The sequence below is a fragment of the Heliomarina sp. genome, assembly GCF_052826185.1.
Window position 1 is genome coordinate 327793 of record NZ_JBRBUI010000054.1, and the last position, 25292, is coordinate 353084.

Sequence of the window (25292 nt, forward strand, 5' to 3'; positions counted from 1 at the left end):
CTGGCGCTGGTTGGCGTCACATCCTGCGGCGGCGGACCCATTTCTGTCATGCTGGGCGATATTGCATCGCTGACGTCAATTAGCGTCACTTTTGCGGCGTGAAGAGCTGAAAAGGCTGGATATGATCGAATGGCGCGAGAATCACTCGCGCCATTTTTCGTGTCGTTGTGTGAAAAACCGTAAGAAACGGTCCTTGGCGGGTCAAAGTTCCGATTAAATTTTGTCCAATTGGAAAAATTTTCGCGATCTAACGGCAAACCGGGCTGTGTTTGCTTTGACGCGATGCCCCGGCAGGGGACAGCGTGACTTTTGTACCGGCTATTTTCCGGGTGCAAGCCAATATTCCGATCCGCGTTCGAAACTCGGTGAAACACGTCGTGCGTGAACGAAGCCGCGCACCATAAGCAAATGCAGGGAACCGATATGACTACCTTTCGCACCTTTTTCCGGCTGATGGCGGCAAGCGCCATTCTGGCTGCTCAAGGCGTTACCGCTCAGGCGGAATTTGCCGCCGTGGGGAACCCCAGCCCGGCCGTCATCCTTTTTGGCCAGTCCGATGATGGCGGCTGGTCGCAATCCATCGACGAGGCGCGTGGCACGCTTGAAGAAGAGCTGGATCTGCGCATCCCGATGGCCGAGGAGGTCCCCGAATCCGCCACCGCGATCCGTCCGGCGGCCGAGCTGTTCATCGAACGCGGCGCCAATATCATCCTTGGCTCGGCCTTTGGTTATTCCGATACGTTCAAGGAATTGTCCGAGCAATATCCGGATGTTGTCTTTATCAACCCGGCGGGGACGACGAACGGCGACAACCTCAAGAGCGTCTATGGCCGCACCTATGAGAGCCAGTATCTTTGCGGGATGGTCGCCGGCGGTCTGACCGAATCCAACAAGCTGGGCTTTGTCGCGGCGAACCCCTTTGGGCTCGTGAACTGGACGGTGAATGCCTATCTGATGGGCGCACGGCAGGTGAACCCGGATGCGGAGCTGACGGTTGTCTTTACCGGCGCATGGGCCGACCCGGTCAAGGAGCGCGCGGCAGCGGAGGCGCTGATCGAGCAGGGGGTCGATGTGATCGGCCAGCACGTCGATACGCCGACCGTGCAGATCGTTGCGGCTGAAAAGGGTATCTACGGCACCGGCCACCACCGCGACCTGTCAGAATTCTCCGAAGCAACGCAGTGTTCGTCAATCTGGACATGGGACAAGTTCCTCAAGCCTGAGATCGAAAAAATCGCGGCAGGTGAGTTCGAACCGGCCCCCTATGGCGCCTTCCTGTCGATTGCCGAGGGCGGCACCGATATCGCCTGCTGTGGTCCGGCAGTTTCCGAAGAGCTGAAAGCGCAGGTCATGGCCGAGCGTGATGCGATCATCAACGGCAAGCATGTCTTTGCGGGGCCGCTGAGCGACCGCGATGGCACCGAGCGCGTGGCCGAAGGCGAAGTTCTGGGCGACGGCGATCTCTGGGGCATGGATTGGTTCGTTGACGGCGTTTCGGGACAGTAACCGGGAATGGCGATGACTGACACTCTGGCTCTTTCGTCAGTGTCCAAGAGTTTCGGGGGCTTTCGGGCCCTCGATACCGTCGACTTCGTGGCGCGGGCCGGTGAGGTGCATGCGCTGCTGGGCGAAAACGGCGCCGGAAAATCGACGCTTATGAATATTGCCTGCGGATTGTACGCGCCGGACGAAGGCCATGTGGCCATTGACGGGAAAACTGTGCGTATTTCCGGGGCGCGGGACGCGGCGGCACGGGGCCTCGGCATGGTGCACCAGCATTTCAAGCTGGTGCCTGCCTTTTCCGTGCTTGAGAATATCATGCTGTTCAACCCGGGCCGCAGCCCCTCCGAGGCAGCGAGCAAGGCGCAGGATCTGGCGCGGCAGATGGGGTTCGAGATTTCGCTCTCGGACAAGGCCGGGACGCTGGGCGTGGCAGAGCAGCAGCGGATCGAGATATTGAAAGTGCTCGTGGCGGGCGCGCGGATCGTCATTCTGGATGAACCCACCGCCGTGCTCAGCCCCGAAGAGGGGCGGATGCTGATGGGGCTGGTGCGAAAACTGGCCGAGGCGGGCAGTGCGGTGATCCTTGTCACTCACAAGTTGCACGAAGCGCTGCACCATTCCGACCGGATCACGGTGATGCGGGGCGGGCGCAAGATTTCCGAGACCACGCCCGAGGGCATGGACCCGGCAAGCCTGACGACCTTGATCGTGGGCGAGCAGATTATTGAAAAACCACAGCTTTCCAAGGCGGTCGGGCCGATCGAGGTCGAGCTTGAGAACGTGACGCTAGGCGGTGAAGCGGGGCGCAAGGGGCTGGTCGACGTGAGCTTTCGCGTGCGCCGAGGTGAGATTTACGGCGTCGCGGGCGTTTCGGGCAACGGGCAGAACGAACTCTCGGCTGCGATCATGGGCCTGTCCTTTCCGTCCTCGGGGCGGATCGGGATGAACGGATTGGGCGATGTCTCCAAACGCGGGCCCGGTTATCGGCGGCGTCAAGGGCTGGGTTGTATTCCGGTGGATCGCTACAGCCACGGGCTGGCCGGACGGATCAGCGTGACCGACAATTACGCGGTCAATGGCGCAATGGCCGGAACTTATGGCGGCTGGGGGTATTTCAAGCGCGGGCTTGCGCAGGCCGCCGCGCGTGCGGCGGTTGCCGCTTATGACGTGCAGGGCGTGCGCAGCCTTGGCCAGCGGGCGGGGCTGCTGTCGGGCGGCAATGCGCAAAAGCTTGTTATCGCGCGTGAATTCGAAGGTTCGCCGCGCGTGGTGCTGGCCCATAGCCCGTCACGAGGCCTTGATGTACGGGCCGGAGCGGCGGTGCATGACCGGTTGCGCGCCGCCCGGGACCGGGGCGCGGCGGTCATCCTGATCAGTGACGATCTGGACGAGATCATGCTGCTGTCCGACCGGATCGGCGTGCTGAACAGCGGCCGTCTGACACGCGAATTCAAGGCACCGGCCGAACGCGGCGACATCGGTGCGGCGATGGTTTCACATGAGTAGTACAGAGTTGACAGATACAAGCCATGAAACGGTAGCGGTGACGCCCCCCGCGACGCGGCTGCGCATGGTACCGCTGCTTGAAGTGCGCCAGAGCGTTTCCGAGCGGCTGCGGATCGGCGTTTATGTCGTCAGCCTCCTGGTGGCGGCGGTGCTGTCGGTCGCATTGCTGGCATGGTCGGGCGTCGCCCCGTCCGATCTGGGGCGCGAGATTGCGACGACTGCTTTTTCGAGCCCGCGCGCGCTCGGCTCGGTTCTGGTGCGCACGGCGCCGCTGGTCATTGCAGGGCTGGCGACGGCGATCGCCTTTCGCGCCAATTTCTGGAACATCGGGCTGGAAGGGCAGATGATCCTTGGTGCGATCTTTGCCTCGGCTGTGGCGATCTATGACATCGGGCCGGAGAACGGGCGCGTGGTGACCATGGCGCTGGCGGCCTGTCTGGGCGGCATGCTCTGGATTGCGGGCCCGGGTCTGCTGAAGCAACGTCTTGGCATCAACGAGGTCATCACCACGCTTTTGCTCAACTACGTGGCGTTCAACCTTTTGCTGCATATGGTGTACGGGCCGTGGAAAGACCCGGTCAGCGCCTTTCCCCATACCGAGCAATACGAGACATTTGAACGGCTGCCCATGCTGGGCTGGCTCAACCTGAACTGGGCGCTGCCGCTGGCGGTGGGGTTGGCGCTGATCTTGTGGTGGATCATGTCGTTCAGCCGGGTCGGATACCTGCTGGACCTGATGAGTTCGAACGCGCGGATGGCTGGGGCCGTGGGTGTGCCGGTGGCCGGTCTGACGGTGGCTGCGATCCTTGGATCAGGGGCCGTGGGCGGTCTGACCGGGTTCGCGATTTCCGCCGGGGTCGAATTCCGTATGACGCAGGATTTCTTTAGCGGCTACCTGTTCTCCGGCGTGCTGATCGCTTTTCTGGGGCGCAATCATCCGCTGGGCGTGGTGATTGTCGCCTTCTTTATGGCGGTGCTTTTGCTGGTGGGGCAGAGCCTTCAGGTGTTCTTTGGTGTGCCTTTCGCGCTTGTGCAGCTGATCCAGGCGATCTTTATCACCTGCGTCGCGGCCTCGGAATTTTTCCTGACCTACCGAATGCACTGGAGGCAGGCGGCATGAGCGATTTTCTTCTGAACTGGCTGATCAACATCCCCGGGTTCGCCGCGCCCTTCGCGCTGGCGGCGCTGGGGCTGATCATCACCGAGCGGGCCGGGGTGCTGAACCTTGGCGCCGAAGGGTTCATGCTGGTCGGTGCGCTGGCCGGTGTGGGCGCGATGCTGAACGGATCGGCACCGCTCTTGGCGCTGGGCGGATCGGTGGTGGCAGGAATGCTGCTGGGGCTGCTTTTCGCGGTGATGGTCGCTTCGCTGCGGATCAATCACGTGATCTCTGGTCTGGCGCTGGTGTTCTTCGCACAGGCGCTGGTGAGTTTCATCGCAAGCGCGGAACGCTGGAATAACAAGGCGATAGCGGGGCTTGAGCCAATCTTTCTGGGGCAGGACGTGGTGATCTTCGCGGTGCCGGTGCTGACGCTTGCGGTGCTCTGGCTGCTGAACAAAACGCGGTTCGGGCTTTCCCTGCGAGCGGTTGGTGAAAACCCGGGCGCGGCGGATGCGGCGGGGATCGATGTGACCGCGATGCGTTTTGCCGCCATCGTCATCGGCGCGGGGCTGATCGGTCTGGCGGGCGGATATCTGACCGTCGCCGTGTCGCGCATCTGGGTCGATACTGTTGTCGGCGGGCGCGGCTGGATCGCGATTGCGCTGGTGATCTTTGCGCGCTGGCATCCGTGGCGCGCGGTACTTGGTGCGGTGCTCTTTGGCTGTATCGAGGCGCTGATCCCGAGGATCGCGGCGACCGGCGCGGATGTGCCCCGTTATTTCCTGCAGATGACCCCCTACCTGGCCACGCTGGGCGTCATGATCTGGGCCGCGCTGCGCGGGTCGGACCGCTGGGCGCAACCGGCTGCCCTTGGCCAGCATCACATAAGAGAAGAGCGTGACTGAGCGCCTGAACCCTGAAACGAACCCAAGAGGACTTTACGCATGATTATCTACGAACCCCCTCACGCGGCGACGGAAATTCCGCTGATCGACCTGACCGACAGCTTTTCCGACGATATCGAAAAGCGCAAGAAAGTGGCCTGGGAAATCCACAAGGCCTGTGTCGATACCGGTTTCTTTTACATCAAGAACCACGGCATCGCGCAGGAGGTGATGGACAATCAGCTGAAACTGGCGGCTGAATTCTTTGACCTGCCGCTGGAAGAGAAGATGAAGCTCGATTCCGTCAACCAGCACTCGACCCGTGGCTATGAGCCGATGGCGGCGCAGACTTTGGACGAGGGCTCTCCGCCGGATCTGAAAGAAGGCTACATGTCGAGCGTCGAGGCCGGGCCGGAGCATCGCTATACCAAGGCGAACGTACCGGGCACCGGGGCGAACCAGTGGCCCGAAACCTTTCCCGAATTCCGCCCGCAATACGAGGCCTATGTGGACAAAGTTCTGGATCTGGGGCGTCACCTTGCACAGCTGGTCGCGTTGTCGCTGGAACTGCCCGAGGATTATTTCGACCAGGCGCTGGAAGAACCGCTGCATTACTGCCGCATCCTGAAGTACCCGCCGATGCCAAAAGACGCCGCCGCCAACCAGCTGGGCGCGGGCGCGCATTCGGATTGGGGGCTGCTGACGCTGCTGCTGCAGGACGATATCGGCGGTCTGGAAGTGCGCAACGCCGATGGCGAATGGATCGCCGCGCCGCCGATCCCGGGCACCTATATCATCAACCTCGGAGAGATGCTGCCGGTCATCACCAATGACCGTTACAAGGCGACCTATCACCGGGTTCTGAACAACCACAGCGACAAGACCCGCTATTCCTGCCCGACTTTCTGCGACCCGGAATATTTCTACAAGGTCGAGTGCGCGCCGACGATCCTCGAGCATGACGGCTATGCCAAGTACCCGGCGATGACGGCGGGCGAGCATTTGCGCGCGCAGTTCGAAAAGACCTTTGGTATCGCTGCGGCATAAGGAAAGACCATGAATCTGTTGATGCAGGTGAGCCTCTTTTCCGAGGATTTCATCACCCTGTCCGAGTTCTATCGCGACCTGTTCGACCTGACCGAGAACGAAAGCCTGCGCTCGGACGTGTTCCGGGGTTATATGTCGGGCGACGTCATGGTCGGCTTCAGCGCGCTGGCCGCTTACGAAATGCTGGGGCTTGAGCCGCGCAAGGCGGGCGAGGGCGACCAGACCGCCTTTACCTTCCAATGCGAAAGCAAGGAGGCGCTGGACGCCATCGTCGATAAGGCCAAGGGCATGGGCGGCACCATGGTGCAGGAACAGTTCATGACCTATTACCACTGGTACATGGCGGTGATGCGCGATCCGGATGGAAACGCGATCCGGCTGGCCTGCACGACACCGTAACGGTTCGGCCCGCGGGCCGGTTTCAGGGCGGGCGCCGCGTGCGGCCGCCTTTTTCATATAGAGACAAGGGGTAATAACGTGAAAGCGTTGGTTTACGGGGCAGAAAAGGACCTGCCCGACGAGACGTTCGGTGAATGGGTGTCGTGCGCCGATACGGCGATCATTTCCATCGACATGCACGAAGGGCATCTGTCCGAGGACCCGATGTGCCCCTGTCCGGCACCGCGCGGGCGTGAGATTATCGCGCCGGTGAACGCCTTTCACCGTGAGGCGCGGGCGCTGGGTGTGCCGATCGTTCATGTCCGCTCGATCCTGCGCAAGGGCGGTCAGGACGATCTGGCCGGGGCGCATCCGGCGGCGTGGCGGACGCTGTTCCCGCTGACGGTCGGAGCGATACCGGGCGAGGCGGAACATGCGCTTGAGGGTACGAAATGGACCGAGTTCTCGACCGAGGTGCTGGACCAGGACCTGATAGTTGAAACCAAGCGGCGCCTGTCGCCCTTTTATCCGACCGATCTGGATTTCCTGTTGCGCAGTATGGGGATAAAGCGCGTGGTTCTGAATGGCGGGATGACCGATTGCTGCGTGCTGAACGCGACATTCGATGCCTCGAACATCGGTTATCGGGTCTGCGTCGCCGCCGATCTGGTGCGGGGCACGAACGAGGAAATGGAGGATGCCGCGCTCAAGATGGTGTCGCTGCACACCGGTCTGGTGATGCAATCCAAGGAAATCCTGCGCGTCTGGGGCGGGGAAACCGGCTGAGCCGACTATTCGGTTGCAAAGACCACGGTCCCTAAGCCTATATTGGCGCAAGAGAAAACAATAAACGGGGATATTCTGAAATGAAAACCACGATCTCTACTTCTGTTCTGGCGCTGGCGGTCAGCGCCGGCGCGGCCATGGCTGACTGCGAATCCGTCACTTTTTCGGACGTGGGCTGGACCGACATCACCGCAACGACCGCGGCGACGACGGTCGTGCTCGACGCGCTGGGCTATGAGACCGACATCAAGATTCTGTCGGTGCCGGTGACCTATACCTCTCTCGCCAAGGGCGATATCGACGTATTCCTCGGCAACTGGATGCCGACGATGGAGGCGGATATCGCGCCCTATCGCGAAGACGGCACGGTGGATACGGTGCGCGCGAACCTTGAAGGCGCGAAATACACGCTGGCGGTCAACGCAGCGGCGGCCGATCTGGGGATCACCAGCTTTGGCGATATCGCGGCACAGGCCGAAGCGCTTGACGGCAAGATCTACGGCATCGAGCCGGGCAACGACGGCAACCGCCTGATCCAGTCGATGATCGATGAAGATGCCTTTGGCCTGTCCGGGTTCGAGGTTGTCGAAAGTTCCGAGCAGGGGATGCTGGCGCAGGTCGCGCGGGCGGATCGCCGCAGCGAGCCGGTTGTCTTCCTTGGCTGGGAGCCGCATCCGATGAACGCGAATTTCGACCTGACCTATCTTGAGGGCGGCGACGATTATTTTGGCCCGAACCTCGGCGGTGCGACGGTTTATACCAACACCAGCGCGGGCTTTGTCGAGGAATGCCCCAACGTGGGCAAGCTGCTGAACAATCTCGAATTTACGCTGGCCATGGAAAACGAGATCATGGGCGCGATCCTTGACGACGGTAAGGACCCGTCCGAGGCGGCGGCGGTCTGGATCAAGGAAAACCCCGAGGTTCTGGATACATGGCTTGCGGGTGTGACCACCATCGACGGTGGCGACGCGATGGCAGCGGCCGAAGAAAAGCTGAAGTAATCAGCATGGCGACCCTGCCCGCGCCGAAAGCGGGCAGGGTCATTCCGGCGGCTGGATGAGACGGTTTTTCCAAGCAGAGCTTCTGGTTTGGAAACGATAATCTGCGAAAAACACCCCCGTGCATCTCGTGCGTAGGACGGCGTTTTTCCCTCTTCCGGTCGTATCGGCAACACACGGATAGTCGCATTCATGAATTGGCTCACGGATAACAAGATACCGGTCGGGGACACTGCCGAGGTGGTGTTCGACTGGTTGCAGATTAACGGGGCCTGGTTCTTTGACGGGCTGGCTGACGGGATGGAATGGCTGATCGAGGCCGTTTTGTGGGTGTTGCAGAGCCCGCACCCGCTGATCGTGATCGCCGTTTTCGCGGGCCTGACATGGGTGATCCAGCGCGGCTGGAAGATGCCGCTTTTTGTCGTGATCGGGTTCCTGTTCATCCTGAACCAGGGCTATTGGGAGGAAACGACCGAAAGCCTGACGCTGGTGTTGTCGGCCTGCGTGGTCTGTATGGGCGTGGGCGTGCCAATTGGCATCGCGGCGGCGCATCGGCCCAAGCTTTATGCCTGGATGGCGCCGGTGCTCGACCTGATGCAGACACTGCCGACATTTGTCTATCTTATTCCCGCCATTGTATTTTTTGGCATCGGCATGGTGCCGGGGCTGATCGCGACGGTGATTTTCGTGCTGCCCGCGCCGATCCGGCTGACGCAGCTTGGGATCAGCTCGACACCCACCGCGCTGCTTGAGGCAGCTGAGGCATTCGGGGCGAAACCGAGCCAGACGCTCTGGAAGATCGAGCTGCCCTATGCGCTGCCGCAGATCATGACCGGGCTGAACCAGACCATCATGCTGTCGCTGTCGATGGTGGTGATCGCTGCGCTTGTCGGGGCGGACGGGCTGGGCGTGCCGGTGGTGCGCGCGCTCAATCAGGTGAACACGGGGCTTGGGTTTGAATCGGGCTTTATCATCGTCGTGGTCGCAATCATGCTCGACCGGATGCTTCGGGTGGGCAAGAAATGACGACAGCGGTAGAATTCGACAACGTTTCCATTGTCTTCGGAGACAAGCCTCAGGTGGCGCTGCCCTTGATGGACAAGGGAAAGAGCCGCGCGGACATCCAGCAGGAAACCGGGCAGGTGCTGGGCGTGCATGATTGTTCGCTGAGTGTTGAAGAGGGCGAGATCCTTGTGCTGATGGGGCTGTCCGGTTCGGGCAAATCCACGCTCTTGCGCGCGGTGAACAGGCTGAACCCGACGGCGCGCGGCACGGTCAGGATTTTCGATGGCGACTGGTCCTGCGATGTGGCCAATGCCAATCCTGCCGATCTGCGTCGGGTGCGGCGCGAATGCGTGTCGATGGTGTTTCAGCAATTCGGTCTGCTGCCGTGGCGAACCGTGCGTGACAACGTGGCGCTGGGGCTGGAACTGGCGGGTGTGCCCAAGGCCGAACGGCTGAAACGCACGGATCGCCAGCTTGAACTGGTCGGGCTGATCGACTGGGCCGACCGCAAGGTGGGCGAGCTGTCGGGCGGGATGCAGCAGCGCGTCGGCCTTGCGCGCGCCTTTGCCACGGATGCGCCGATCCTGCTGATGGACGAGCCGTTTTCGGCGCTTGATCCGCTGATCCGCTCGCGGCTTCAGGATGAATTGCTTGAGTTGCAGCGCGATCTGAAACGCACGATCATCTTCGTGAGTCACGATCTCGACGAGGCCTTCAAGCTGGGCGGACGTATCGCGATCATGGAGGGCGGGCGCATCGTTCAATGCGGCACCCCGCGCGAGATTTTCTCGGCGCCAGCAACCGATTACGTCACCGAATTCGTCGCCAACATGAATCCGCTCGGCGCGCTGTGCGCCCGCGATGTGATGGTCCCGGCCGAGGGTGGCACAGAGACAAGCGCGGTTACGGCGGATCATCCGCTGCTGGATGTGATCGACCGGCTGAACGATGCGCCCGGCGGGCTGGGCGTGACCGAAGGCGGCAAAGTAATCGGGGTGGTCAGCTCGGACAGTATCGTCGCGCGGCTGGCCCAGACGGTCGAGACCAACAAGACGTGATTGGAAAAGGCGGCGCGAGTCCCTTGACCTGAAAGCGCCAAGTTTCCTATAGACCGGCTTCCTGTTTGGCCTAGCTCATGACCCAGAAAGGGGCATTCGCGTTGCAGACACCGTACTATCTGGTCGATAAATCCCGGCTTTTGCCGAACATGGAAAAAATCGCATGGCTGCGAGAAAACTCCGGGGCCAAGGCGCTTTTGGCGCTGAAATGTTTCGCCACCTGGTCCGTGTTCGACATGATGAGCGAATACATGGACGGCACCACCTCTAGTTCGCTGTTCGAGGTCAAGCTGGGGCGCGAGAAATTCCCGGGCGAAACCCATGCCTATTCGGTGGCCTGGGCCGATCATGAGATCGACGAGGTTCTTGCGAACTCGGACAAGGTGATTTTCAACACCACCGGGCAGTTGTCGCGATTTGAATGCGAGTCCGAGGGCCATGTGCGCGGCATCCGGGTCAATCCCGGGGTGTCGACGTCAGAATTCGACTTGGCCGATCCGGCGCGGCCCTTTAGCCGTCTGGGTGAGCATGATCCGGCAGTGATCGAGCCTTTTGCGGACCGGATCACCGGGTTCATGTTCCACAACAATTGCGAGAATGCCGATTTTGACCGGTTCGACGCGATGCTGGGAAGTATCGAGCAGCGGTTCGGCCATCTGATCCGCGCGATGGACTGGATCAGTCTTGGCGGCGGTATTCATTTCACCGGCGAGGGCTATCCGCTTGACCGTCTGGCCGAGCGGCTGAAACGCTTTGCCGGGGAAAACGAGGTTCAGGTCTATCTGGAGCCGGGCGAGGCGGCGATCACGAAGTCCACGACGCTGGAAGTTTCGGTGCTTGATACACTTTACAACGGCAAGAACCTCGCCATTGTCGACAGCTCGATCGAGGCTCATATGCTCGATCTGCTGATCTATCGCGAATCCGCCAAGATGGAACCGGACGCTGGTCCCGAAGAATGGATGATCTGCGGCAAATCCTGCCTTGCGGGCGATATCTTTGGCGAGTTCCGCTTTCCCGAGGCGCTGAAGCCCGGCGACCGGCTGAGCGTACAGGACGCGGCCGGTTACACGATGGTAAAGAAGAATTGGTTCAACGGCGTCAAGATGCCCGCCATCGCGGTCCGTGAATTGGACGGCAGCGAACGGATGGTGCGCGACTTTACCTATGAGGATTTTGCCGCAGCGCTTTCCTGAGCGCGGCTTGTCCCTTCGCACGAAAAAACAACACACGAGGATATCACGTTGAAAAAGAACGTTCTTATCATCGGCGCTGGTGGCGTCGCACAGGTGGTGGCGCATAAATGTGCTCAGAACAATGACGTGCTGGGCGATATTCATATCGCCAGCCGTACGCTTTCGAAATGCGAGGCGATCATCGACAGTGTACGCGAAAAAGGCGCGATGAAGGTGGACGGTGTTCTGAAGGCGCATCAGGTCGATGCGCTCGAAAGCGAAGCCGTTGCCAACGTCATCACCGACACCGGTGCGCAGATCGTGATCAACGTGGGGTCTGCCTTTGTGAACATGTCGGTGATGGATGCCTGCATCGAAACCGGTGCGGCCTATATCGACACAGCGATTCATGAAGAACCCGACAAGATCTGCGAAACTCCGCCTTGGTATGCGAATTACGAATGGAAAAAGCGCGACCTTTGCGCGGAAAAAGGTGTGACCGCGATCCTTGGCGCCGGCTTCGATCCGGGCGTCGTGAATGCTTTTGCGCGCTTTGCTATCGACACGATGGACGAGGTCAAGAGCGTCGATATTGTCGACATCAACGCGGGCAGCCACGGCAAGTATTTCGCGACCAATTTCGACCCCGAGATCAATTTCCGCGAATTCACCGGCACGGTATATTCATGGCAGGGCGGAGAGTGGAAAGAGAATTCCATGTTCGAGGTAGGCCATGAATGGGACCTGCCCGTGGTTGGCAAGCAGATGGCTTATATGTCGGGCCATGACGAGGTTCATTCGCTGGCGACCAATTACCCGCAGGCCGACATCCGGTTCTGGATGGGCTTTGGTGAGCATTACATCAACGTCTTCAGCGTGTTGAAGAACATCGGCTTGCTATCCGAACAACCCGTCACGCTGGCCGAGGGACAAGAGGTCGTGCCGCTCAAGGTGGTCAAGGCGTGTCTGCCCGATCCATCCTCGCTCGCGCCCGACTACACCGGCAAGACCTGCATCGGCGATCTGGTGAAGGGTACGCGCGACGGCAAGGACGTGGAGATGTTCGTCTATAACGTTGCCGATCACAAGGAAGCCTATCTCGAGGTCGGTTCGCAGGGCATTTCTTATACGGCGGGCGTGCCGCCGGTGGCAGCCGCGATGCTGGTGGCAGACGGGACCTGGGATGCCCAGACCATGAAAAACGTCGAGGAGATGGACCCGAAACCATTCTTTACCATCCTCGACCGGATCGGCCTGCCGACCCGCGTCAAGGATGAGAACGGCGACCGCGCCTGGAACGAATAACATTCCTCCGCTGCCCTGAGCATACGGAACTTGCCTGATTGAAAACCGGCTCCTGTCAAAAGGGGCCGGTTTTTTCGTGGTTCGGCCTGGCCAGCGTGTAAACGCAATCGGGCGGCGCGGATTGCGTGGTTGTCTTGCTCTCGCATCCGGTTAGGTTGACGCGGGGCGGCCTTGGGAGGGGCCGCGAGGAGGAGAGAATCATGAAGGATTTGCCCGCAATACGGCACGAGGTGCTGTATGGCCGTCGCGTCGTGCGCTGTTTCGCGGACCGGCCCGCCAGTCTGGATGCAGGCTTTCGCGCCACCGTGGCGCAGCATGGCAACCGGGTTGCGGTGGTCGATGAGGACCGGCGCCTGACCTATACCGAACTTGATACCGAAGTGCAGGAACTGGCTGCCGGATTGCTCGCGCTTGGCTATCGCAAGGGTGAACGCATCGCGCTGCTGATCGGTAACCGACTGGAATTCATCACGCTTTTCCTTGCTGCGGCGCGGATCGGATTGATTTCAGTGCCGCTGAATACGCGTCAGCGTCGGCCCGAGATCGAATTCGTGCTGAACCAGAACGGCTCGTCAGCGGTGATCGCCGAGGCGGAATTTGCCGAGAACCTGCCGGAACAGGCAAGGGTGCCAAGCCTGCGCGGCATCTATGTCCTTGATGGCGACAAGGGGCTTGGCCCGATCCGCGATGCCGGCCACGCCGACGTCGACTGGCCCGAAGTCGACGAAGAGGACACGCTTTGCCTGCTCTATACCTCGGGCACGACGGGCAAGCCCAAGGGTGCGATGCTGACCCATGTGTCGGTGATCCATTCGATGATCCATTTCGAATGGGGGATGGACCTGCGCCCGGGCGATGTGGGCTTCCTCGCGGTCCCGGCAAGCCATGTGACCGGGCTGGTCGCGATCATCCTTGCGATGATGCATGTGGGCGGCACGACCGTGATGATGCGGGCGTTCAAGGCGCGGAAGTTCCTCGAACTGGCCGAGGCAGAGCGGATCACCACAACAGTCATGGTGCCGGCTATGTATAACCTCTGCCTGCTGGAGCCCGCGTTTGCCGATTTCGATCTCTCCTCTTGGCGGGTGGCCGGGTTCGGCGGCGCGCCGATGCCGCCCGCAACAATTGAGAAACTGGCACGCCACGTGCCCTCGCTTGTGTTGCAGAACGCCTATGGCTCGACCGAAACCAGCTCTCCGGCGACCCTGCTGCCCGCCGGTACCATATCTGAGCATCCGGAGTCAGTGGGACAGCCGCTGCCGCTGGCAGATATTGTGATCGTCGATGAAGACGGGCGCGAGGTGCCCCCCGGAGAAAGCGGTGAATTGCTGATCGGCGGGCCGATGGTGGTGCCGGGCTATTGGGACAATCCCGAGGGTGATGCCAAGGGGTTTACCGGCGGCTACTGGGTCTCTGGCGACGTGGGAATAATGGATGAGGATGGCTTTTTGCGCATCATCGACCGCAAGAAGGACATGATCAATCGGGCGGGGTTCAAGATCTATTCAATCGAGGTCGAGAACGTGCTGGCGCATCATCCGCATGTGGTCGAGGCGGCTGTCGTAGGATCGCCTGACGAGGTGCTGGGCGAGCGGGTGCATGCCTTTGTCTATGGCAACGGCCATGAGCTGAACGCGGATGAGATCAAGAGCTTCTGCGCCGAGCGTCTGTCGGATTACAAGGTGCCGGATCTCGTGACCTTCCTGACCGAGCCGCTGGCGCGGAACGCCAATGGAAAGGTGCTGAAAACCAAGCTGCGTAGCCCTGCCTAGGGCCGTCGCGAGGGGCTGGGAAGAGGGTTTCCCTGCCATCGGACATTCATGTTGACTTTGCGTGAGTCGAGCGACAGTGTATGAATGTCCGACACTAGTTCGGTATTGATCGTGTCGGCCAAAAGCGTCCGGGCCTACCGGGCGCGGCACGGTTTTCGCGTTGGGAGGCGCGGAACAGGGGGGAGAATGGGCCTTGAACGGCGTCAGATTCACGTGGCCTATGCTTATCAGCGCATCGCTGAAGAGATCGAATCCCAGATTCTCGAAGGCACCCTGAAGCCGGGCGAGCAACTGCCCGGTGAGACGGAGATGGCAGAGATGTTCGGCGTCACCCGGTCTACCGTTCGCGAGGGATTGAGGCGGCTGGAAAGCGAAGGTCTTGTCTGCCGTCCGACTCCGCGGCGGCTGGTCGTGGCGATCCCGCGCATTGACCGGCTTTCGACCCGGTCCGGGCGCACCATGGCTCTGATGAAAGTGACCTATCGCGAGCTGTGGCAGGTGACGCTGAAAACCGAGATGCTGGCCGCCCGGCTTGCGGCGGAAATGGCAAAGGATGACGAAATCGCGGTATTGAAATCTCTCCACGAAGATCTCTCCGGCGCCGAAGGCAATGCAAGCCGGACCATCGAACTGGACGGGCGGTTTCATTCGCAGGTGGCGCGGATCGGCAAGAATCGCGTTCTGGGCCTCGCGCGCGAGCCGGTGGCCCATCTGCTGTTTCGCGGCTTTGCACAGGTCGCCCCCTTTGTCCCGCAATTCTACAAACGCCAGATCGAGGCGCATTCTAATATCCTGTGCGCAATCGAGGCCCGCGATCCCATCCGGGCGGAAACCTGGGCACGCAAACACATCGAGGATTTCTGGCGCGCCGTGCAGATCGCCGGGCTGGAGGACGAAGCGGCTGTTAACAACGTAAAGGCATTGTCATGAGCGCGACGACACTGACCACGGATATTCAGGATCGGGTGATGGTGATCACGCTGAACCGACCTGACCGGCTGAATGCCTTTACGCTGGGCATGATGCACGAGATGATCGCGGCGATAGACGAAGCGGATGCCGATGATGATGTTCGCGCGGTGATCGTCACGGGAGCAGGGCGCGGGTTTTGCGCGGGTGTCGATCTTGACGATGACGACGCGTTCACCGCGGCCAAGCCCGACTCTATGTCGAAAGACCCGGAGGTCTGGGCGGACCCGACCAACCGTGACATGGGCGGCGTGCTGACGCTGAGATTGTTCAATTCGCTCAAGCCTCTGATCGCCGCTGTCAATGGTCCCTCGGTGGGGATAGGGGCAACGATGCAATTGCCGATGGATATCCGCATCGCCTCGGAAAAGGCCCGGTTCGGGTTTGTCTTTGCCCGGCGCGGGATCGTGCCCGAGGCGGCTTCGTCATGGTTCCTGCCGCGTCTCGTGGGGATGTCTCAGGCACTGGAATGGGCAATTTCCGGTCGCGTCTTTGACGCAGACGAAGCCCTGCGCGGCGGACTGGTCCGGTCGGTTCATGCGCCCGGGGATCTGCTGGACGAGGCGCATCGCATCGCCAGTGAAATCGCGGCCAATACCGCGCCGGTGTCGGTCGCGCTGACCCGCCAGATGATGTGGCGCATGGCGGGGGCCGAACATCCGATGATGGCCCATCGCATCGACAGCCGGGCAATCGCGGCGCGCGGTTCTTCCGGCGATGCGGCGGAGGGCGTCGCCAGTTTCCTCGAAAAACGACCGGCGCAGTTTCCCGACAGGGTCAGCGCCGATATGCCGGGTTTCTTTCCGTGGTGGCAAGAGCCGCCATGGGCATGAATAACGATAGGAGAATGTGATGAGCGATCACATACTGGTTGAAAAGCAAGGGGCGGTGACGGTTTTGCGCCTGAATGACCCCGGTTCGATGAACGCGATGACCGGAGAGATGGCGACGGATCTGCGCAAGCTGCTGCAGTCCGAAAGTGAAACCGCGCGGGCGATCATTCTGGCCGGGAACGAACGTGCCTTTTCGTCCGGCGCGAACCTTAAGTCGGCGATGCCAACCGGCCGTAAGTCCCTGGATGCCGGCAAAACGCTGGAAGAGCATTACAACCCGCTGATGGAAACGATCCGCGATTTGCCGGTGCCTCTGGTCTCGGCTGTGCGGGGCGCGGCGGCCGGTGTCGGGGCTTCGATTTCGCTGGCCTGCGATATCATCGTTGCCGGGAAGAGCGCCTATTTCCTCGAGGCATTCGCGCGTATCGGCCTGATCCCCGACGGGGGCGCGACGTGGCTCTTGACCCGCGCGGTGGGCCGGGTGCGCGCGATGGAGATGATGCTGCTGGCAGAAAAGATCCCGGCGGCGCAGGCGATGGACTGGGGCCTGATCACTCGGCTGGCCGAAGACGACGCGGTTGAAAGCACGGCGATGGCGATTGCCGAACGGCTCGCCGCGGGTCCGTCGCAAAGCTATGCGCTGATCCGCAAGGCCGCGTGGAGCGCCGCCGACAGTGATTTCAGCACGACGCTGGCAACGGAGCGGGAATTACAGCGGCAGGCCGGACTGACAGACAACTTCGCGGAAGGCGTTGCGGCGTTTCTGGAAAAGCGCCCGGCAAAGTTCGGCTAGGCGAAAGAATGCAACCGTGGGCGGGCGCCGGCTGAGGAGAGCCGGTTACCGCAAGCGGGAGTGATGGATCGCGTGTGAACCTACGCGATTCAGGGGTTTCGAATTTCAGGAGGAGGAAATCGAATGACGAAACTATTCAAGGGATTACTGACGGGCGCATCGCTGCTGGCACTGGCGCCAGCGGTTCAGGCGGCGGATCAGCTGAGCTATGCGGGCGGCTGGCCGCCGGGATCGGGCCCGACCGGGGCGCTTGAGAATTATGCCGAAGCCGTGGGTGAGGCGAGCGGCGGCGAGCTGACGATGCGGGTGTTCCCGCTGTCGCTGCTCAGCTTTGCCGAAAGCAATGCGGGTCTGCGCGACGGTCTGGCCGACCTTTCGACGATCCTGACGCCATACTTCTCGGCCGAGTTTCCCAATCTCAACATGATCTCCGAATTCTCGGAAATGGTTGAACTGGCGGACTTTTCCGGCGAACTCAGCTCGCTTGCCTTTGCGGGCGCAGTGTCGGAATACGTGATGCTGAACTGCGACAGCTGCCAGAAAGAGGTTGCGGCGCAGAACCAGGTTTACATGGGCGCGGGGATGACGACCTCATATGCGCTGCAATGCACGGTGCCGGTGACCTCGCCCGAGGAACTGACAGGCAAACGTGTCCGGGCGGGCGGCGCTTACTGGGCGCGCTGGGCCGAGGCGATGGGCGCGGTGCCGGTTTCGATCTCGATCAACGAGACTTTCGAGGCGCTAAGCCAGGGGGTGCTGGACTGTACCGCCAGTAACCCCGCCGAGCTGGTGAACTTCAGCTTTATCGATGTCGTAAAGCATGTCTACATCGGGCTTCCCGGCGGGCAGTTCACCGTGCCGACGATGATGAACAGGGACCGCTGGCAGGGGCTGAGCGAGGAATCGCGTCAGGCGCTGATGAAGGCGAATGCCGATCTCGCGGCGGAAATGACCTGGGTCTATCTTGAAGAGGCACGCTCGGGCCTGTCGCAATCCAAAGAGCGCGGCATCGAGGTGACCGATGCCAACGACAGTCTGATCTCGATGAACCAGGAGTTCATCGAAAAAGACCTGTCTTCGGTCGTCGACATTTACGCGGAACGCTTTGATCTGGCGAATGGCGCGGATGCAAGCGCCAAGGTGCGCGAACTGCTGACGCGCTGGACCGAGCTGACTTCGGGTGTCGAGAGCGCAGAGGAGCTTGCGACGATCTACTGGGATGAAATCTATTCCAAGATCGACGTGTCCAGCTACGGCATGTGAATAGGTTACGGGCCCCTCATGACAGGGGCCCGGCGATGCTTTGGGGAGGAAGCAGATGTACAAAACCGGCAGGATCTTGTCCGGCCTGACAAGGGTAGCGTCCTTTCTGGGGACGCTTTGTATCGTCCTCATGATGCTGCACGTGACCGCCGATGTGGCGGGGCGCTATCTGTTCAACCGGCCGCTACCGGGGACAATCGCGATTGTCGGGCATTTCTACATGATCGCCGTGGTCTTTATCGCGCTGGGCGTTGCCGAAGAGCAGCGGGCGCATATTTCCGTGGAATTCCTGACCGACATGCTGCCGAACAGCTTTCAGGGCTGGATCGCGGTCTTCTCAAGCGTACTGTCTGCGGCGGTTTTTGGACTGCTGGCGGTGCGCGCCTATGAAGAGGCAATGAAAAAGACAAAGGTCGGCGCTGCGATGGAGCAGGGCTCGGCCATGATCCCGGTCTGGCAGAGCTATTGGTTCATCCCTTTGGGGGCCGGACTGATCGCACTGATCTGCGTCTACAAGGCGCTGGTCACGGCCTCGGGCAGCCGCAGCGGGCTACGGGAAACGGATCTGGACGTAGAGATTATTCATGACTGATGTTGCAATTGGGCTGACCGGGCTGGGTTCGCTGCTGGTGCTGATCGGGCTGCGCGTGCCAATCGGCGTGTCGCTGATCGGCGTTTCCTTTGTGGGGCTCTGGTCGCTGATGGGCTGGCGTGTGGCATGGGGGGCGCTTGGCACGATCCCTTACCAGTTCACCGCTAACTGGGTGCTGAGTTCGATCCCGATGTTCCTGTTCCTCGGGTTCATCAGCTATCACACGCAACTGACACGAGGGCTGTTTCAGGCGGCGCGGGCGTGGATGTCGGGCCTGCCGGGGGGGCTTGCCATAGCTTCGATCTTTGGCTCGGCCGGGTTCGCTGCCGTGTCCGGTTCGTCACTTGCCTGTTCTGCCGCGATGGGGCGCATCGCGATCCCAGAGATGATCAAACACAAGTACCACCCGGAGCTGGCCACCGGCACGGTCGCCGTCGCCGGTACGATCGGCGCGCTGATCCCGCCTTCGATCATCCTGATCCTGTACGGTGTGATCGCGCAGGTTTCGATTGCCAAGCTTTTTCTGGGCGGTGTTAGCGCCGGTATCCTGACCGCGATCGGCTATATCATCGTGGTTCTGGTACGGGTGAAACTGAACCCGGATCTGGCCCCGTCGCGGGATGACCGGGCCAGCCTCTCTGAAAAGATCGTCGCGCTCAAGGATACATGGCCGATCCTGCTGGTGATGATCGGCATTTTCGGGGGGCTGTTCAGCGGGATCTTCACGCCTACCGAAGCAGGGGCCGTGGGCGCGTTCCTTGCTTGTCTCGTGGCCCTGATCAGTGGTGAGCTGACGCTTGAGCGGTTTTTGAAAGCCGCCCGCGAGACCACAACAACCACCGCATCGCTTTTGATTATCGCCGTAGGGGCCAGCCTGCTGACCCGCTTTCTCGCGCTGTCTGGTGCGGGCGATTACCTGTCGGCTGGCATCATGTCGGTGGCGGCAAACCCGGCACTGCTTTTGCTGGGGATCGTTTTGGTCTACCTGCTGCTCGGGATGTTCCTTGAGCCGATCGGGGCGATGCTTCTGACCCTCCCGATCATCCTGCCTGTCGTCGATGCGTCGGGCTGGAGCCTTCTGTGGTTCGGCGTCGTCCTGACAAAGCTGCTTGAAATCGGGATGATCACGCCGCCCATCGGCATGAATGTATTTGTGATCAAGGGTGTGGTCGGCGATCTGGTAAAGACTTCGGCCATCTTCCGCGGCGTGCTTTGGTTCATGGTGATGGACCTCGTGATCGTCGTGGTCCTGTCTGTCTGGCCGTCGCTGGTTCTGATCCTACCCGACCTGATTAGCTAGGAGAGGGGTGGGCAGTATCCGCCCACCCGATTTTATTGTAAAACGCTCGGGTCGGTGATCGGTGTCGCGTCTTCCAGCCCGGCAAGCTGGATGCCGCGCCAGAAATCCTCGATATGACGGCGCGACCATTCGCGGGCGCGTTCCGGATCGCGATCGCGTATCGCCGCAAGCAGTTGAGAATGCGCCTCGATCTGGCGCGAGATCGCCTGCGGCACTTTCGGCGCGACCTGTGTAAAGCCTTGATAAAGCAGCAGGGCAATCGGCTCGCGCGCAAGGCTCAGCACGCGGTTCTTGCCCGCCTCGGCGATGAGCGAATGAAACCGCGTATCCAGCTGGATGGTTTCGTCTTCGTTTCCCTTGGCCGCGATCAGCGCGTCGTGCAGTTCTTCCAGCGCGGTTACTTCCGCGTCGGTCGCGAATTCGGCCGCGAGTGCGGCTGCGAGAGGTTCGGTTTCCAGCGCGACCTGCCAGAGTTCGCGAAACGTCACGTTCATCAGGACCATGGCACGGCTGGACCGGCTGGATAGCTTGTCGCTTTGCGGGCGGGCAACCTCGAGCCGGCGTGGAGTCGGGCGGCAAACAAGACCCTCGCTTTCGAGTTGCCGCAGCCCTTCGCGTACGGTCGAGCGGGTGACGCCGAACATCTCGGCCAGCGCAATTTCGCCGGGCAGGCGCTCGCCCGGTTTCAGTGTTCCCTGCATGATCTGGTCTTCGATCTCATCGGCGAACTGACGATAAGCATAGTTCACGGTCAATTGCTGTCCCCGCAGACCCATATTCCCCAACTCCCATCCTTATGGCTCCAGACTACCCTGACTGGCTGCTGCCACGACATGATTTTTTCTTGAGCCTTGTGTAAAACCCGTGCCGTCGCAGCGCCGCGCTTAGCAGCGGGCAAAAGGGGAGGACAGCCGCCCCGCCCGAAATTCAGCAGGCAAAGGCCAAAGAACAACGCCTGGGTCAATTATTGGGCATGAGACCGTAACACGCGGCGGGGGCTGAGAGCGGCAGATTTGGCTTTTCGCGACAAAGCTTTACAATCGATGACTAACGCTGCTGTGCAGCGGCTGCGTCCGTTATGTGCGATCACGCATGTTTTCGATCCGTTCGGGCCGCTATCTAAGAAGCACCCATATCAAGGTTTCCGGAAAACTCCATGCTCGCGTTCTTTAAAGATCCACGGGCCGTTGCATTGTTGCTGGCGGCATCGCTTACCATCCTGTCCAACACGATCATCAGCCCGGCTCTGCCCGGGTTGCAGGCAAGCTTTCCGGACAATCCCAACGCGGAACTGATGACCCGGTTGCTGGTCACGGCGCCTTCGCTGCTCGTGGCGTTCTTTGCGCCCTTTGCCGGTATGGTGGCAGATCGTTTTGGCCGTCGGCGCCAGATATTGGTGGGCGCCTTGCTGTTTTCGGTGGCGGGATGTGCCGGGACGCTTTTGCCAAGCCTTGAAACCATCCTTGTCAGCCGCCTGTTCCTTGGGCTTTCGGTTGCAATGGTCATGACGGGGCAGGCCGCTCTCATCGGTGACTATTTCGACGGCGAAGCGCGCGGCAAGTTCATGGGGCTGCAGATCGCAGTCGTCAATTTCAGCGGATTTGCCTTTATCGCCCTCTCGGGCTGGCTTGCGGGTATGTCACCGCGCCTGCCGTTCCTGATCTACGCGCTTGGAGCTGTCATCTTTCCCTATCTCTGGTTCACGGTAAAGGATCCGGTTGCCAAAGCATCCACCGGCCCAGAGGTCACCGGCGAAAATGCCGGGTCAGCGGGATGGGTTCTGACGCTGGTGGTTATCGTAACGCTTTCGGCGCTTAGCTTTGTCTTGTTCTACCTCGTGCCGACGCAGATCCCGTTTTACCTCGCAACCATCGGTTTCGACAGCGCCTCTGCGCCAGCGCAGGTTCTTGCGATGGTGACGCTTGCAGGGGGCGCGACGGCGCTTGCTTTCGGGCGAATTCACGCCCGTCTTGGGCATGGGCTGACGCCGGCGTGCGGTTTCCTCTTCATGGCCTGCGGCTTTGGCTTGCTTGACTGGGTGCACAGTATGGCCCTGATCGACCTTGCAGCGCTGTGTATCGGCGCCGGGTTTGGCCTGACGATGCCGACCTTCTTTGCCGTAGCGCTTAACGCGGCGCCGGCGCAGCACCGGGGTCTTGTTTCGGGCGCTATCACGACGAGCATCTTCCTTGGTCAGTTCATCTCGCCGATCTTCAGCATGCCGATGGTCGGCGCGATCGGGTACGAGGGCACCTTCGGCGTAGCGGCTATCATCCTCGTGGTCACCGCGGTCTTGGTCTACCTGTTCTTCCAGCGTCGCGGACGTTCTGCCGTTCCCGCGTAACTGTTTTGCGGGAGCGGGCGCGTCGCCGTTTGCGCCCTGTGCTCAGTTAGGTGATGTTTTGCAGGGTGACGAGATCATTCAGACCAGTTCACGTCTTGCGCAGTGGTCCAGTCTGAAAGCAAAAGTCATCGTCCTTGGTGAATTCCATGAGATAACCCTTCAGATGCGCGTGCTTTTCCTGTTTTTTCTCGCGTGCGATCAACTGCGCCGCTTCGGACATTGCCGCCATGATGGTGGGGCGCAGCGATTGGCGGAAGCTTTCGGCGCGCAAGGCTGAAATAAGCGCTTGTTCAGCTTCGCGCTTCAGCATTGCAGAATCGAACTGCTGAACACGATTCTCCAGCGCTTGGAGGATCGCAGAGCGCAGACTTTCGGGCGAGATATCCTGTTTCGGCAAAAAGTCTGAACACCCGGCTTTCAGTGCCGCGACTGCCAGTTCGATCTGCCCGTTTCCGGAGATCATGATGGTCGCGGCATTCCGGTTCTTGCTACTCGCCTGGACAATGTCCAAAGCCGAAAAACCGTCACCATCGGCCAGCCGGTAATCTACGAGCACAAGGTCATAGGCGTGCTCCTGCATGGATTGTTCCATCGTTTCCAGCGTCGGAACAGAATGCATCGTAATGGGAAGGCCCAACCCATCGCTCATCCGGCAGATACGCCGCCGGTCAAATTCGTCATCGTCAAGCAGGAGCGCATTCACCGCTTTTGGCTCTGCCGAAGGATAGATCGTTGAAGGCTCATTCATTTGCGACCCCCGAATTGCCACCTGAACCGACTGTATCCGGTAGCGATCCGGATTTCGTTAATTTCGCCAGGGTGAGAAGGGCGCGCGTGTCGAAGGTTTTACTAAACTTCCTGTCGGGTCGTTTTTGCGAAGCCGTGAGTATCGCTAGCCAATGGTCCGACAGGAATTTGGAAATCTGATCGCTATGCGGGTGCCTCGCATGCCTTCGGTGGGGAGCCATTCAATCTGCGCCTTGTACAGGGTCGCGATCTTGCGGACGTTGGCCAGACCCATACCGCTACCCTCGATCTCATCCCGGGGTTTCAGGGTCGTCATGACCTCGAAAACTTTTTCTCGCGATTTTTTGGGAATGCCGGGGCCATCGTCCCAGACAGACAAAACCGGCCCCTGCGGCGTGTCATGGGTGGATATCTTTATAAATCCGGTTTCACTGTCATGATGCTTTATTGAATTTGAGAGAAGCGAAGACACAAGGGTAAGCGCATCATGTTCGCCGAGAAAGATAGTTGGCGAATGTATTTCCCTGTTAAGTTCGAAACCCTGCGGAACGGGAACCTGATCAAGGGTCGTATCAATGACCGTGTTCCAGTCCAATTGAACGGATTCCTGCATTCGCCCAATCCGCGAGTAAACCAAAAGGTCGATCAGCATCCGGTCCAATCGTCGCGTATGGGTGTTCATCAGTTCGATGTTACCGGCCAGGGATTTGGAAATTGGCAGCCCGGCATCCATGATATCTTCTTCGATCCATTGGGGAAGTTCGAGAAGCGCGCGTACGGAGTTCCGTACGTCATGACTCACTAAATATATGAAATCCTCGAATTCCTGTGCGGCATTTTCAATTGAAACAACGGCCGACGTATTCGTATCCACTTTTCTTTCTGGCAGAGACATCGTGTATCCTTGATCATGCTAAGCCTGAGCTTCGTAACGCTTTTGACCTAACGGATTCTTAAGTCGGCATTCCGGCGATTATACAACGGGTTCGAATCACCGCTGCTTTCAAAAATCCTAAAAGTTTTCACAATATCCGTAATCGTATTTCACCAACGGGTAACCGGTTCGAAGCTAGGTTCCCATGTTAAGGGGCGCGTTTTCGTCGGCCATACCTTATCGAAGGGAGTAGATATGAAGCAGAATATTCAAGAGATTGAAACTGTTACCGTCAAAGCCCCGTGCTCAGAGCCGGGAATCAAAGCTCTTATTCTGGATGACAGCGTCTTTGACCGACGGCGCATCCGTCGCCTGAGTGACGATACCGCGTTGGGAATAACGCTTGATGAGACAGCATCGATTGAGGGCTTGCAGGAAGCATTGGATCAGGAACGGTTCGACGTGATTCTCATTGATTACAATCTTCCTCAAGGCAATGGGATTGAGGCGCTACAGGTGATTCGAAACCATCAGGTGAACGGATCCTGCCCAACGATCATGGTTACTGGAGACGATAAATCGGATGTTGCCGTCAAATCCTTAAAGATGGGGTGCGAAGATTACCTTACCAAAGATGAAATGACACCCGAGACTTTAAAGTCCAGTATTGTGGGAGCAATTAAAAGTGCCGCAAAGAACGCCGGAATAGACGCGCTGGTTCAATCTGAAATTGAACAGGTCACGTCCGTTATCATGGCCAAATACACGAATGCGCTGCAGCCCAAATTGGCACGGGTCATTCGTGAAATGAGAAGCCTGAGGTCCGCTCTTCCGGATAAAGACGTGAATGTTCCGGGTGAATTGGAAAATATCGAGCGTCAATGTATCAAACTGTGGTCACTGCTGCTTGATCCTCACACGGTATCGCGCCGGCAGGAATTTCGGCATTAAAGTCCAAAACGGGTGTCTAAGACGACTCTTGCATGAAAGATGGAAGAGCAACCGGTGGGCTTGTTTTCAATAGCTCACATCGCTTGAAGAATGAAGAATTCTTC

The 25292-nt window shown here is 59.9% G+C and carries 24 protein-coding genes; 21 read left to right on the forward strand and 3 right to left on the reverse strand.

The window, feature by feature from the left end:
- Positions 1-423: 423 nt before the first annotated feature.
- The 19 genes from ACU0FH_RS19770 to ACU0FH_RS19860 all read left to right on the forward strand — a co-directional run bounded on the left by ACU0FH_RS19770 (position 424) and on the right by ACU0FH_RS19860 (position 20272).
- Positions 424-1506, forward strand: a complete 1083-nt coding sequence (locus ACU0FH_RS19770) for a BMP family ABC transporter substrate-binding protein (protein WP_446196443.1) — start codon at positions 424-426, stop codon at positions 1504-1506.
- Between the two features lie 12 nt (positions 1507-1518).
- A complete protein-coding gene (locus tag ACU0FH_RS19775; protein WP_446196444.1) occupies positions 1519-3009 on the forward strand; it encodes an ABC transporter ATP-binding protein in 1491 nt (496 codons plus the stop codon).
- Positions 3002-4129, forward strand: a complete 1128-nt coding sequence (locus ACU0FH_RS19780; RefSeq protein WP_446196445.1) for an ABC transporter permease — start codon at positions 3002-3004, stop codon at positions 4127-4129. The genes ACU0FH_RS19775 and ACU0FH_RS19780 overlap by 8 nt, the downstream gene beginning before the upstream one ends.
- On the forward strand, positions 4126-5016 hold the full coding sequence (locus ACU0FH_RS19785) for an ABC transporter permease (protein WP_446196446.1): 891 nt from the start codon (positions 4126-4128) through the stop codon (positions 5014-5016). Before ACU0FH_RS19780 ends, ACU0FH_RS19785 begins: the two co-directional genes overlap by 4 nt.
- Positions 5017-5055: 39 nt before the next feature.
- Positions 5056-6042, forward strand: a complete 987-nt coding sequence (locus ACU0FH_RS19790) for an isopenicillin N synthase family dioxygenase (RefSeq protein ID WP_446196447.1) — start codon at positions 5056-5058, stop codon at positions 6040-6042.
- 9 nt (positions 6043-6051) lie between these two features.
- Positions 6052-6441, forward strand: a complete 390-nt coding sequence (locus ACU0FH_RS19795) for a VOC family protein (protein ID WP_446196448.1) — start codon at positions 6052-6054, stop codon at positions 6439-6441.
- A 78-nt stretch (positions 6442-6519) separates the two neighbouring features.
- Complete coding sequence (locus ACU0FH_RS19800; RefSeq protein WP_446196449.1) at positions 6520-7206, forward strand: cysteine hydrolase family protein; 687 nt, start codon at positions 6520-6522, stop codon at positions 7204-7206.
- 80 nt (positions 7207-7286) lie between these two features.
- Positions 7287-8210, forward strand: coding sequence for a choline ABC transporter substrate-binding protein (locus ACU0FH_RS19805; protein WP_446196450.1), 924 nt, complete (start codon positions 7287-7289; stop codon positions 8208-8210).
- A gap of 189 nt (positions 8211-8399) precedes the next feature.
- Positions 8400-9233 (forward strand): choline ABC transporter permease subunit, encoded by an 834-nt coding sequence (gene choW / locus ACU0FH_RS19810; protein ID WP_446196451.1) that lies wholly within the window; start codon positions 8400-8402, stop codon positions 9231-9233.
- Complete coding sequence (gene choV / locus ACU0FH_RS19815) at positions 9230-10270, forward strand: choline ABC transporter ATP-binding protein (protein WP_446196452.1); 1041 nt, start codon at positions 9230-9232, stop codon at positions 10268-10270. Before choW ends, choV begins: the two co-directional genes overlap by 4 nt.
- A gap of 101 nt (positions 10271-10371) precedes the next feature.
- Positions 10372-11466, forward strand: coding sequence for a carboxynorspermidine decarboxylase (locus ACU0FH_RS19820; RefSeq protein WP_446196453.1), 1095 nt, complete (start codon positions 10372-10374; stop codon positions 11464-11466).
- Between the two features lie 48 nt (positions 11467-11514).
- The gene (locus ACU0FH_RS19825; RefSeq protein ID WP_446196454.1) at positions 11515-12750 is read left to right on the forward strand and encodes a saccharopine dehydrogenase family protein; all 1236 of its coding nucleotides are present in this window, start codon (positions 11515-11517) and stop codon (positions 12748-12750) included.
- Positions 12751-12950: 200 nt separating this feature from the next.
- A complete protein-coding gene (locus ACU0FH_RS19830; RefSeq protein ID WP_446196455.1) occupies positions 12951-14522 on the forward strand; it encodes a class I adenylate-forming enzyme family protein in 1572 nt (523 codons plus the stop codon).
- A gap of 186 nt (positions 14523-14708) precedes the next feature.
- Positions 14709-15452: a FadR/GntR family transcriptional regulator gene (locus tag ACU0FH_RS19835; RefSeq protein ID WP_446196456.1), complete on the forward strand. Its 744-nt coding sequence runs from the start codon at positions 14709-14711 to the stop codon at positions 15450-15452.
- On the forward strand, positions 15449-16324 hold the full coding sequence (locus ACU0FH_RS19840) for a crotonase/enoyl-CoA hydratase family protein (protein ID WP_446196457.1): 876 nt from the start codon (positions 15449-15451) through the stop codon (positions 16322-16324). The genes ACU0FH_RS19835 and ACU0FH_RS19840 overlap by 4 nt, the downstream gene beginning before the upstream one ends.
- A 19-nt stretch (positions 16325-16343) precedes the next feature.
- Positions 16344-17117 carry an enoyl-CoA hydratase-related protein gene (locus ACU0FH_RS19845; RefSeq protein ID WP_446196458.1) on the forward strand — a complete coding sequence of 258 codons (774 nt, stop codon included), beginning with the start codon at positions 16344-16346 and terminating at the stop codon, positions 17115-17117.
- Between the two features lie 123 nt (positions 17118-17240).
- Entirely contained in the window at positions 17241-18380 is a 1140-nt protein-coding gene (locus ACU0FH_RS19850; protein WP_446196459.1) for a C4-dicarboxylate TRAP transporter substrate-binding protein, read from the forward strand.
- A gap of 55 nt (positions 18381-18435) precedes the next feature.
- Positions 18436-18972 (forward strand): TRAP transporter small permease, encoded by a 537-nt coding sequence (locus ACU0FH_RS19855; protein WP_446196460.1) that lies wholly within the window; start codon positions 18436-18438, stop codon positions 18970-18972.
- Positions 18965-20272, forward strand: a complete 1308-nt coding sequence (locus ACU0FH_RS19860; protein ID WP_446196461.1) for a TRAP transporter large permease — start codon at positions 18965-18967, stop codon at positions 20270-20272. Before ACU0FH_RS19855 ends, ACU0FH_RS19860 begins: the two co-directional genes overlap by 8 nt.
- A 32-nt stretch (positions 20273-20304) precedes the next feature.
- Here the strand turns inward: ACU0FH_RS19860 and ACU0FH_RS19865 are convergent, their stop codons facing one another.
- The gene (locus ACU0FH_RS19865) at positions 20305-21021 is read right to left on the reverse strand and encodes a FadR/GntR family transcriptional regulator (RefSeq protein ID WP_446196462.1); all 717 of its coding nucleotides are present in this window, start codon (positions 21019-21021) and stop codon (positions 20305-20307) included.
- A gap of 407 nt (positions 21022-21428) precedes the next feature.
- On the opposite strand from ACU0FH_RS19865, the gene ACU0FH_RS19870 reads away from it, so the two are divergent.
- Positions 21429-22616, forward strand: a complete 1188-nt coding sequence (locus tag ACU0FH_RS19870) for an MFS transporter (RefSeq protein WP_446196463.1) — start codon at positions 21429-21431, stop codon at positions 22614-22616.
- A gap of 88 nt (positions 22617-22704) precedes the next feature.
- Here the strand turns inward: ACU0FH_RS19870 and ACU0FH_RS19875 are convergent, their stop codons facing one another.
- Both ACU0FH_RS19875 and ACU0FH_RS19880 read right to left on the reverse strand, forming a co-directional pair.
- Complete coding sequence (locus ACU0FH_RS19875) at positions 22705-23364, reverse strand: response regulator (protein WP_446196464.1); 660 nt, start codon at positions 23362-23364, stop codon at positions 22705-22707.
- A gap of 144 nt (positions 23365-23508) precedes the next feature.
- Positions 23509-24258 carry a sensor histidine kinase gene (locus ACU0FH_RS19880; RefSeq protein WP_446196465.1) on the reverse strand — a complete coding sequence of 250 codons (750 nt, stop codon included), beginning with the start codon at positions 24256-24258 and terminating at the stop codon, positions 23509-23511.
- Positions 24259-24492: 234 nt separating this feature from the next.
- On the opposite strand from ACU0FH_RS19880, the gene ACU0FH_RS19885 reads away from it, so the two are divergent.
- Positions 24493-25188, forward strand: coding sequence for a response regulator (locus tag ACU0FH_RS19885; RefSeq protein ID WP_446196466.1), 696 nt, complete (start codon positions 24493-24495; stop codon positions 25186-25188).
- Positions 25189-25292 lie beyond the last annotated feature (104 nt).

Bases quoted from the DNA above. Each gene is read 5' to 3' on its own strand.
- ACU0FH_RS19770 (WP_446196443.1), top strand. From the start codon at position 424: ATGACTACCTTTCGCACCTTTTTCCGGCTGATGGCGGCAAGCGCCATT.
- ACU0FH_RS19775 (WP_446196444.1), top strand. From the start codon at position 1,519: ATGACTGACACTCTGGCTCTTTCGTCAGTGTCCAAGAGTTTCGGGGGC.
- ACU0FH_RS19780 (WP_446196445.1), top strand. From the start codon at position 3,002: ATGAGTAGTACAGAGTTGACAGATACAAGCCATGAAACGGTAGCGGTG.
- ACU0FH_RS19785 (WP_446196446.1), top strand. From the start codon at position 4,126: ATGAGCGATTTTCTTCTGAACTGGCTGATCAACATCCCCGGGTTCGCC.
- ACU0FH_RS19790 (WP_446196447.1), top strand. From the start codon at position 5,056: ATGATTATCTACGAACCCCCTCACGCGGCGACGGAAATTCCGCTGATC.
- ACU0FH_RS19795 (WP_446196448.1), top strand. From the start codon at position 6,052: ATGAATCTGTTGATGCAGGTGAGCCTCTTTTCCGAGGATTTCATCACC.
- ACU0FH_RS19805 (WP_446196450.1), top strand. From the start codon at position 7,287: ATGAAAACCACGATCTCTACTTCTGTTCTGGCGCTGGCGGTCAGCGCC.
- choW (WP_446196451.1), top strand. From the start codon at position 8,400: ATGAATTGGCTCACGGATAACAAGATACCGGTCGGGGACACTGCCGAG.
- choV (WP_446196452.1), top strand. From the start codon at position 9,230: ATGACGACAGCGGTAGAATTCGACAACGTTTCCATTGTCTTCGGAGAC.
- ACU0FH_RS19830 (WP_446196455.1), top strand. From the start codon at position 12,951: ATGAAGGATTTGCCCGCAATACGGCACGAGGTGCTGTATGGCCGTCGC.
- ACU0FH_RS19835 (WP_446196456.1), top strand. From the start codon at position 14,709: ATGGGCCTTGAACGGCGTCAGATTCACGTGGCCTATGCTTATCAGCGC.
- ACU0FH_RS19840 (WP_446196457.1), top strand. From the start codon at position 15,449: ATGAGCGCGACGACACTGACCACGGATATTCAGGATCGGGTGATGGTG.
- ACU0FH_RS19845 (WP_446196458.1), top strand. From the start codon at position 16,344: ATGAGCGATCACATACTGGTTGAAAAGCAAGGGGCGGTGACGGTTTTG.
- ACU0FH_RS19850 (WP_446196459.1), top strand. From the start codon at position 17,241: ATGACGAAACTATTCAAGGGATTACTGACGGGCGCATCGCTGCTGGCA.
- ACU0FH_RS19855 (WP_446196460.1), top strand. From the start codon at position 18,436: ATGTACAAAACCGGCAGGATCTTGTCCGGCCTGACAAGGGTAGCGTCC.
- ACU0FH_RS19860 (WP_446196461.1), top strand. From the start codon at position 18,965: ATGACTGATGTTGCAATTGGGCTGACCGGGCTGGGTTCGCTGCTGGTG.
- ACU0FH_RS19870 (WP_446196463.1), top strand. From the start codon at position 21,429: ATGCTCGCGTTCTTTAAAGATCCACGGGCCGTTGCATTGTTGCTGGCG.
- ACU0FH_RS19875 (WP_446196464.1), bottom strand. From the start codon at position 23,364: ATGAATGAGCCTTCAACGATCTATCCTTCGGCAGAGCCAAAAGCGGTG.
- ACU0FH_RS19880 (WP_446196465.1), bottom strand. From the start codon at position 24,258: ATGTCTCTGCCAGAAAGAAAAGTGGATACGAATACGTCGGCCGTTGTT.
- ACU0FH_RS19885 (WP_446196466.1), top strand. From the start codon at position 24,493: ATGAAGCAGAATATTCAAGAGATTGAAACTGTTACCGTCAAAGCCCCG.